Source organism: Rothia santali (genome assembly GCF_024199905.1).
GTDB classification, from domain to species: domain Bacteria; phylum Actinomycetota; class Actinomycetes; order Actinomycetales; family Micrococcaceae; genus Rothia; species Rothia santali.
On record NZ_JANAFB010000037.1, the window covers coordinates 21,698 to 30,368 of the forward strand.

10 protein-coding genes and 1 pseudogene are annotated in these 8,671 nt (G+C 74.4%); 3 read left to right on the forward strand and 8 right to left on the reverse strand.

All coding sequences use genetic code 11. From position 1 onward, the window contains the following. Positions 1–127: 127 nt before the first annotated feature. From NBM05_RS12525 to NBM05_RS12540, 4 genes are all read right to left on the reverse strand, one after another. Positions 128–361, reverse strand: coding sequence for a hypothetical protein (locus tag NBM05_RS12525; protein ID WP_254168000.1), 234 nt, complete (start codon positions 359–361; stop codon positions 128–130). Between the two features lie 120 nt (positions 362–481). Further along, the gene (locus NBM05_RS12530; RefSeq protein ID WP_309248163.1) at positions 482–1,063 is read right to left on the reverse strand and encodes a MazG nucleotide pyrophosphohydrolase domain-containing protein; all 582 of its coding nucleotides are present in this window, start codon (positions 1,061–1,063) and stop codon (positions 482–484) included. Beyond that, entirely contained in the window at positions 1,060–2,280 is a 1,221-nt protein-coding gene (locus tag NBM05_RS12535) for an adenosine deaminase (RefSeq protein WP_373689335.1), read from the reverse strand. The genes NBM05_RS12530 and NBM05_RS12535 overlap by 4 nt, the downstream gene beginning before the upstream one ends. 43 nt (positions 2,281–2,323) lie before the next feature. Beyond that, the gene (locus NBM05_RS12540) at positions 2,324–2,773 is read right to left on the reverse strand and encodes a hypothetical protein (RefSeq protein WP_254168002.1); all 450 of its coding nucleotides are present in this window, start codon (positions 2,771–2,773) and stop codon (positions 2,324–2,326) included. 78 nt (positions 2,774–2,851) lie between these two features. Here NBM05_RS12540 and NBM05_RS12545 point away from each other — a divergent pair, with 78 nt between their 5' ends. Further along, entirely contained in the window at positions 2,852–3,022 is a 171-nt protein-coding gene (locus NBM05_RS12545; RefSeq protein WP_254168004.1) for a hypothetical protein, read from the forward strand. Between the two features lie 599 nt (positions 3,023–3,621). Beyond that, entirely contained in the window at positions 3,622–3,963 is a 342-nt protein-coding gene (locus NBM05_RS12550) for a hypothetical protein (protein WP_254168007.1), read from the forward strand. 113 nt (positions 3,964–4,076) lie between these two features. On the opposite strand, the gene NBM05_RS12555 is transcribed toward NBM05_RS12550, so the two are convergent. The 4 genes from NBM05_RS12555 to NBM05_RS12570 all read right to left on the reverse strand — a co-directional run bounded on the left by NBM05_RS12555 (position 4,077) and on the right by NBM05_RS12570 (position 8,473). Next, complete coding sequence (locus NBM05_RS12555; protein ID WP_254168009.1) at positions 4,077–5,384, reverse strand: thymidine phosphorylase; 1,308 nt, start codon at positions 5,382–5,384, stop codon at positions 4,077–4,079. A gap of 118 nt (positions 5,385–5,502) precedes the next feature. After that, positions 5,503–5,925: a cytidine deaminase gene (locus NBM05_RS12560; RefSeq protein WP_254168011.1), complete on the reverse strand. Its 423-nt coding sequence runs from the start codon at positions 5,923–5,925 to the stop codon at positions 5,503–5,505. A gap of 2 nt (positions 5,926–5,927) precedes the next feature. Beyond that, on the reverse strand, positions 5,928–7,220 hold the full coding sequence (locus NBM05_RS12565; RefSeq protein WP_254168019.1) for an ABC transporter permease: 1,293 nt from the start codon (positions 7,218–7,220) through the stop codon (positions 5,928–5,930). Next, complete coding sequence (locus tag NBM05_RS12570; protein ID WP_254168021.1) at positions 7,217–8,473, reverse strand: ABC transporter permease; 1,257 nt, start codon at positions 8,471–8,473, stop codon at positions 7,217–7,219. The genes NBM05_RS12565 and NBM05_RS12570 overlap by 4 nt, the downstream gene beginning before the upstream one ends. 85 nt (positions 8,474–8,558) lie before the next feature. On the opposite strand from NBM05_RS12570, the pseudogene NBM05_RS12575 reads away from it, so the two are divergent. Continuing rightward, positions 8,559–8,671, forward strand: a pseudogene (locus tag NBM05_RS12575) (transcriptional regulator); the annotation flags it as partial.

The following is an 8,671-nucleotide window of genomic DNA, read 5'->3' on the forward strand; positions in this document are numbered from 1 at the left end:
CCTTTGCATCGGAAGGCCGGGGTGGCTTCTCGTTGTCGAGCCTAGTGACTCGCCGCGCGAATCTGAACTGGCGTGGCGCCGTCCCCGGCGCCCAGTCTAGCAATTTCCCACACGAACACAGGCAGAGTCAGGCTTTCCCAACCGCCCGGGAGGCCTCGACGAAACCGCGCACGGCCCCGCGGAGCGCCCGCTCGGGGTCCACGCCGAGCGAGCGCGCCCGCACGGTGAGCGCCAGCAGCTCCTCTCCGAGCGCGCGCTCCGCCTCCTCGCGGCCCCCGGCGGCCACCGACTCCGGGGAGACCTCGACGGCGGGCGGGGCGGGGGCTGCGGCAGGCGAGGCGGGGGCGGAGGTGTCGGGCACGACGACGCCGGGGGGGTCGCGGCATCGAGAGGGCGCGGAGGCGGGCTCGGGCGCGCCGACGCCGGGCGAGGGGCCGTGGTCTCCGCGGAGGCAGCGGCAGGCCCGCCTTGGCGGCCTTGTTCAGGGTCTTCTCGGCCAGCGCCAGGGCGGGGAGGCGGGCGGGACGCCTTCGAAGGGTCCGAGCGCTCCGGCTTCTCCTCCCGCTTGATCGCGTCCCAGCGCCGGGTCAGGCTCTCGAGGCGCTGCTCGTCGATCCGGCGGTCGCCCGCGACGTCGGCGGGTGCGGGGCGGCGTCGGCGGGCACGGAGGAGGCGGCCCCGGGGTGGAGGCGGCGCTCGTGGCGTCGGCGGGCGCGGCGGGCGCGGCGTCGACGAACACGTGCGGATGCCGCCGGACCAGCTTGGCGTTGAGCTCCTCCACGACCTCGGCGACGTCGAAGCCCCCCGAGGCCGCCGGAACCTCCTCCGCGATCCGCGCGTGGAAGACCACCTGCAGCAGGACGTCGCCGAGCTCCTCGCGCAGCAGCGCGCGGTCCACGCCCCCGGGCTCCTCGATCGCCTCGACGACCTCGTAGGACTCCTCGATGAGGTAGCGGACCAGGGAGCGGTGGGTCTGCTCGCCGTCCCAGGGGCATCCGCCCGGGGAGCGCAGGGCGTCCATGATCTCGACGAGGCGCTCGAAGGCCTCCGCGGCGCGGCTCACGCGCGCGCCTCGGCGTACCCGGCGAGCAGCTGCTCGACCAGCTCGTTCTTCTGGTCCACCGGCAGGAACGCCGCGAGGGCCGCGTTCATGGTCACCTCCAGGAAGTCCTCGGCCTCGTACCCGAACGTCTCCTTCAGGCGCGCGAACTCGTGCGTCATGGAGGTCCCGCTCATCAGGCGGTTGTCCGGGTTGATCGTGATGGTGAAGCCAAGCGTGCGCAGCAGCTCCACGGGGTGCTCGGCGTAGGCCGCGGCCGGCCGCGCCGGCGCCTCGCCCGCCACGATGTCCGCCAGGCGCGGGGCGGCGCCGGTCTGCAGGTTCGAGGAGGGGCAGACCTCCAGCGGGATGCCCCGGTCGCGCACCCAGGAGGCGAGCTCGCCGAGCTCGAACGCCTCGGCGTCGAACCGGGAGCGCCCGTTGCCCGGGAAGCGGGCGACGTTCTCGCCCAGCGCGGCGCCCTGCACCGCCCCGGAGACGTCGCGCAGGATGCGGACGCCGTGGCCCAGCCGCAGGGATCGCCCGTCCAGGAGGGCCTCGCGGATGGAGGCCGTGCCCGCCGCCTCGCCCGCGTGGAGGGTGACGGGCAGGAAGTGCTCCGCGCAGTGCAGCAGGGCCTCGCGGTGCACCGAGGGCCCGTGCCCGTCCTCGGGCCCGGCCAGGTCGAAGCCGACGACGCCGAGCGCCCGGCTCCCCGTGGCCAGCCGGGCGACCTCGAGGGACCGGTCCGCGTGCCGCATCGCGCAGAGGATCTGCCGGACGGTCAGGTCGTAGCCGCGGCGGGCGGCGGCCCGCTCGCCCTCGGCCAGCCCGCGGCCGACCGCGGCCACGGCGTCCTCCAGGCTCAGGCCCCCGCGCTGGTGCTGCTCGGGGGCCCAGCGCACCTCCGCGTAGACGATCCCGTCCTCGGCGGCGTCGAGCACGTACTCCTCGGCCGCACGCTCCAGGGCCGCCGCGCTCTGCAGCACGGCGACGGTGTGCTCGAAGGTCTCGAGGTAGCGCTCCAGCGAGCCGGAGTCGGCCGCCTCGGCGAACCAGCGGCGCAGGGGCCCGGCCTCGCGCTCCGGCAGCTCGTGGCCGCACTCGGCCGCCAGCTCGACCACGGTCCGGGGGCGCAGGGCGCCGTCCAGGTGGTCGTGCAGGCACACCTTGGGCAGCCGGGCCAGCCGGGAGGCGGCCAGGCTGCGGGGCGCGAGGTCCTCGGCCGAGACCGCGCTCACGGGGCGCCCCGCGGCCGACGCCGGCCCGGACGCCCCGCCGGGCCTACAGGCTCCACTGGGTCAGCGCCTCGTTCATGTGCTCGGGGATGTTGACGCCGGTCCGCGGGAACAGGCGCAGCTCCTCGATGTACTGCTGGGCGGGGAGGCGGTCGCGGTACTTCACGAAGCTCTCCTCGTCCTGGTAGTCGAACGAGACCTGCGGCGGGACGCCCGGGGTGAAGCGGAACATGATGGCCAGCGGCGAGCCGCTGCCCTCGAGGTAGGAGTCGGACTTGAGGTCCAGGATGTGCAGGGCCTCCTCCGGGACGAGCTCGAAGGTCCCGCGCTGGTCCCAGGCGCCGTCGCGGCGCACGTGGGTCAGGGCGTCGTAGTAGGAGCCGAGGGCGCGGACGCGGATCAGCACGGTGGAGACGTCGCGCGCCGTGCCGCCGGGGCCGAACAGGGCGTTCTGCGCCTCGCCCAGCCGCTGCAGCACCGCGGACTCCGTCAGCACGAGGTTCCCGTCGGCCAGGTGGGTCTCGGACGGCCTCTCGGCGCGGGAGGGAGCGGCGTAGGAGGGGGCGACGTCGGCGTGGTCGGCCGTGGCCGGCGCGGCATCGGCCAGGGCGGGGCCCGGGAGGTCCGAGGCCGGGTCGTGGGCGGCCGCTCCGGCGAGGCCGCCGGCCGGCGCCTCGTCGCGGACGGGGTCCCGAGCACCTCGGGCTCCTCGGCGGGTGCCTGGGCCTCCTCGGAGGAGACGTAGACGGCGTCGTCCCGCGGGTCGGCCGGCTCGACGTCGAGGGCTCGACGTCGGCCGGCTCGGCCGCGGCGTCGGAGCGGGGCGCTCCGCGTGCGGCTGCTCCTGGGCGGCGCCGTCCAGCTCGGCGTCGAGGGTGCCGGGGCCTCCGGGGCCGAGTCGGCGGGGGCGGCGGCCGGGGCCGAGCCGGCGGAGTCGGCCGGGGCCGAGGGTGCGCGGCCTCGTCGTGGCGGCGGTCGGCGTCGGCGGCCAGGGCGGCCAGGACGCTGTCCGAGGACTCGACCGTCGCGGCGCCGGAGGCCTCCGGGCGATCCTCGGCCTCGTCACGGGCGACCCCGGGGTCCTCGGCGACCCCGGCGGTCTCGCGGGTCTCGCCGGAGGCCTCCCCGAGGCTCGCGGAGCCGTGGGCCTCGGTGCGCGGGGCCCGCTCGGCGGCTGCCTCGTCCGACGTCGTCGGGGCGGACTCGGAGGCGCCCTCGTCCGTTCGCTGAGCAACGCCCTCTGCCGGGTGCCGAGAGGCTTGCTGCGCCGCGGGGTCGACGGTCTGGGTGTAGGCCTCGCGGTCCTGGCGCTCGGAGTTCGGGAAGGTGTACTCGACCTCGACCGTGCGCACCCCGTCCCGGACCGTGGAGACCATGATCTCCGCCCGGCGCCACGGGCCGCGCGCGCCGCCCTGGGCGGCGGTGTACAGCGATGCCACGGCGTCGAACCAGACGGACTCGGTGTCCACCACGGACTTGCGCTCGGGCTTCTCGCTGGGGTCCAGCAGCGCGGTCATCTCGTTGCCGTGCTGGTCCAGCTGCAGGGTGTGGGCGCGCTCCCGGTCCATGAGGGCCACGAGCTCGGGGAGCCCGTTGCCGGCGGGGAGCTGCTCGCGGGACGCGGCGCCGGACGAGGAGCCGCCCGCGGCGGGCGCCTCGTCCGAGGGGCGGCCCCCGGCGAACTGATCGTCCTGAGAATTCTTCCGGAACATCTTAAATGCCACGACTCACCTAGACTTCCGCGCCGGCCTCCCGGCGCCCTCGATTCCCGGCCCCTCGCGTGCGGACCATTCGACCTTCTATTCTGCCGACAGTCTATCGAGGATCAGCCGTCGTTCGACATCGGCGGAATCTCCCGGCGCAACAGACCAGCCGCCCTGGAGCGCCTCGAGCGCCCGGTCGAAGCGGCCCGGGTCGTCGGTGAGGAGGGTCATCAGCGGCTGGCCTCGCCGCACCCGGTCCCCCGGCTTGGCGTGCAGGCGCACCCCGGCGCCCGCCTGCACCCGGTCCTCGCGCCGGGCCCGGCCCGCGCCCAGCCGCCACGAGGCGGTGCCCACGGCCAGCGCGTCCAGCGTGGTCAGCACGCCGTCCTCCGGGGCGGTCACCTCGTGGGACTCGCGGGCGACGGGAAGGGCGGCGTCGGGATCCCCGCCCTGCGCGCGGATCATGCGGCGGTAGACGTCCATCGCGCGGCCGTCGGCGAGCGCCTCGGCGGGGTCGGTGTCGATCCCCGAGGCCCGCAGCATCTCCCGGGCCAGGGCCAGGGTGAGCTCGACGACGTCGTCGGGCCCTCCCCCGGCCAAGACCTCCACGGACTCCTCGACCTCGATCGCGTTGCCGACCGTCAGACCCAGGGGGACCGACATGTCGGTGAGCAGCGCGGTGGTGCGCACGCCCGCGTCCTCCCCGAGCTCGACCATGGTGCGCGCGAGCTCGCGGGCCCGGTCCTCGTCCTTCATGAACGCGCCGCTGCCGACCTTGACGTCCAGCACCAGGGAGTCGGTCCCCTCCGCGATCTTCTTGGACATGATCGAGGAGGCGATCAGCGGCATCGAGTCCACCGTGGCGGTGACGTCGCGCAGGGCGTAGAGCTTCTTGTCGGCCGGGGCCAGGCCCGAGCCCGCGGCGCAGATGACCGCGCCGATCCCGCCGAGCATCTCGAGCACCTCGTCGTGGTCGAGGTCGGCGCGCCAGCCGGGGATCGCCTCGAGCTTGTCGAGGGTTCCGCCGGTGTGCCCCAGGCCCCGGCCGGAGAGCTGCGGGACCGCGACGCCGTAGGCCGCCACCAGAGGTGCCAGCGGCAGGGTGATCTTGTCCCCCACGCCCCCGGTCGAGTGCTTGTCGGCCGTGGCGACCTTGCCGCCGGCGCCCAGGATGGAGGAGAAGTCGTAGCGCTCCCCGCTGGCGATCATGGCCCGCGTCCACCGGGCGATCTCCTCGCGCTCCATGCCGCGGATGAACACGGCCATGGCCAGGGCGGACATCTGCTCCTCCGCGACGGCGCCGCGGGTGTAGGCGTCGATGACCCAGTCGATCTGCTCCGGGGTCAGCCGCTCCCCGTCCCGCTTGCGGCGGATCACGTCGACGGCGTCGAATCTCTCGGTCATGCTCTCTCCTCCTCGTCTCGCGCCGGCGGCCGCGGGGGCGGCACGGGACCGGCGTCGGCTGGTGTCTCGGCGACGGCGACGGCGCCGGGGCACGCGCCCCTCGCCGGCCGGCCGCGCGTCAGTCGGCGTCCGGCCCCACGTCCAGGCCCAGGTCGCGGGGCCCGAAGGCCAGCGGCAGCATCTCGTCGATGGTCAGCGCCCCCTCCCGGGTCAGCACCTCCAGCTCCGGCCCCCGGTGCTCGTAGAGCAGCTGGCGGCAGCGGCCGCAGGGGGTGATGACCGCGCCGTCCCGGTCCACGCAGACCACGGCGCGCAGGCTCCCGCCGCCGACGCGGTGCAGCTCGGAGACCATCGAGCACTCGGCGCACAGCGTGACGCCGTAGGCCGCGTTCTCCACGTTGGCGCCGACCACCGTCCGGCCCTCGTCGGTCATCCCCGCGGCCCCCACGGGATAGTTCGAGTAGGGGCAGTAGGCCCGGGTCAGGGCCTCGCGGGCGGCGGCCTGCAGCCGCTGCCACATCTCGTCCTCGGTGAGTCTCATCGTCACTCCTTCACGTAGGGCTGGCCCGCCGCGGCCGGCCCGCGGGAGCGCCCCACGAGCCCGGTCACGGCGGCGATGGTCACCAGGTACGGCAGCATCGTCAGGAACTGGCTGGGCACCGCGGTCCCCAGCAGCGACAGCACCGACTGCAGGTTGGTCGCGAACCCGAACAGCAGCGCCGCGCACAGGGCCCCCAGCGGGCGCCAGCGCCCGAAGATGAGGGCGGCCAGCGCGATGTACCCCTGGCCCGCCGTCATGTCGTTGGTGAACGAGCTGACCGAGACCAGGGTGAAGAACGCGCCGCCCATCCCGGCCACCGCGCCGCCGAGCAGCACGTTGACGAAGCGCAGGCGGTTGACCTTGACCCCCAGGGTGTCGGCGGCCTTGGGGTGCTCCCCCACCGCCCGGGTCCGCAGGCCCCACCGGGTGCGGCCCAGCGCGAACCAGATGACCGCGACGACCAGGTACATGAGGTAGACCAGCACCGACTGGTCGAAGAGCACCCGGCCCACCACGGGGATCTCGGAGAGCACGGGGATCGCGAAGCTCGGCAGCCGCGGCGGCGCGTTGAGCAGCGCCGTGTCGCGCTGCAGCACGGTCGAGTACAGGAACCCCGTCAGCCCGGAGACCAGCACGTTCACGACCACGCCCACGATCACCTGGTTGACCAGGTACTTGATCGAGAAGGAGGCGAGGATCAGCGCGACCAGGACGCCGCCCAGCATCGCCGCGAGCAGCCCGACCCACGCGCTGCCCGAGAGCGTGCCGACCATGGCGGCCGAGAACGCCCCGAACAGCAGCTGTCCCTCGATGGCGATGTTCACGACGCCGGTGCGCTCGCACAGCAGGCCGGACATCGAGCCGAAGATCAGCGGGATGGACAGGGCCAGCGAGCCGCCCAGCAGCCCGGGCAGCGAGAGGCTGTTGCCGCTGGCGTGGCCGACCGCCCACACCAGCATCGCGAGGATGAAGGCGATCCAGAAGACGGCCGAGAGCCACCCGCTCACCCGCCGCCCCTGCGCGGTCAGCCAGATCGCGAGCGCCGCGATCGCCAGCATCAGCACGCTGAGGGCCCAGCCGGTGGCGGCCGAGGGGAGGCTGAGGTCACCGAGCTGGACGACGTCGCCCGGGTTGGACAGCCGGAGGATCACCGTGGTCTCGGCCGCGTTGAGCCCGCACAGCACCAGCGCGACGACGCCCAGGACGGAGAAGACCACCGCCTTCTTCCAGTGGCGCACCACCGGCGCCGCGGGGGCCCCGGTGAGGCCCGGCTGATCGAGGGTCTGCGTGCTCATCGGGAGGCTCCTGACTTCTGGGCGGCGTCCTGGCCGACGGCGGCCGCGACCGGGGTGCGGCGCTTCTTCCGGCGGCCCGCCTGGGCCGGGTCGGGCAGGCGGAAGATCGCGCGCACCAGCGGCGGGGCGGCGATGAAGAGGACGATCAGGGACTGGACCACCAGCACGATGTTGATGTTGGTCCCCGTGGTGGTCTGCATGGCGACGCCGCCGGCCCGGAAGGCACCGAACAGGAGGCCGGCCCAGAACGTGCCCCACGGCGTCGAGCGCCCCAGCAGGGCGACGGTGATCGCGTCGAAGCCGAAGGACGCTGCGATGTCGCCGGTCAGCACGCGCTCGGTGCCGGAGACCTGGGCGGCCCCGGCCAGGCCGGCGAACCCGCCCGAGAGGAGCATGACGACGATGTAGCCGGTCGTGACGTTGATGCCCGACGTCGCGGCGGCCTGCGGGTTGGCGCCGACGGCGCGCAGCCGGAAGCCCACGGTCGAGCGGTTGATGAGCCAGGAGATCGCCGCGACCGCGATCACGGCCAGGACGAAGCCCCAGTGCAGGCGGAACGAGTCGCCCAGCAGGCGCGGGAACAGCGCGGTCTCGGAGACCTGCGGCGAGATCGGGTTGGCCGAGCCGGGACGCTGGAAGGCCGGCGTCGTGAGCAGGTAGAGCAGCAGGTTCAGCGCCACGTAGTTGAGCATGATGCACAGGATGACCTCGTGCGCGCCCGTCTTGGCCTTCAGGACCCCGACGATGCCGCCCCACACGGCCCCGCCGGCGACCGCGCCCACGACCACGAGCACCAGGTGCAGCGCGGCCGGCAGGTCCCACGTGAAGCCGATGTAGCCGGCCACGATGGCCCCGGCGATGATCTGCCCCTGGGCGCCGATGTTGAACAGCCCGGACCGGAAGGACACGGCCACGGCGAGGCCCGCGAAGATCAGCGGCGTCGCGATGGTCAGCGTCTCGGTCAGCGGGTAGAAACGCTGCGCGAGGGTGGTCCCGCCCGGGTTGTAGATCGAGCCCTCGAACAGGGCGAGGTAGGCCGCGCTCACGGACTTCCAGGCGGCCACGAGGGTGTCGGTGGGCCGGGCGAAGAAGTACGAGGTCTTGGAGGTCACGGCCGGGTCGGTCAGGATGATGAGCAGCCCGCCCACCACCAGCGCGGCGATCAGCGCGGCCACCGAGAGGACCAGCGGCGAGGAGGTGACGCGGTAGGCGAGGGACGGCTTGGCCGGGCGGTCCGACCACGGCGGGGGCACCGGCGCCTCGGGGCCGGCCGCCCCCCCGGGGGATAGGAACACCGGGGCGGGGGCCGGCGGGTCCCGCACCCCCCGCCGCGAGAAGGTGACCCCGGGGGAGGTCGGGCTGCCTCCGGGCATGAACCGCCGGGTCAAGGGGCTGCGCCGCAGCGAGGTCGCGACGCTGGCGGGGGTGAGCGTCGAGTACTACATCCGCAT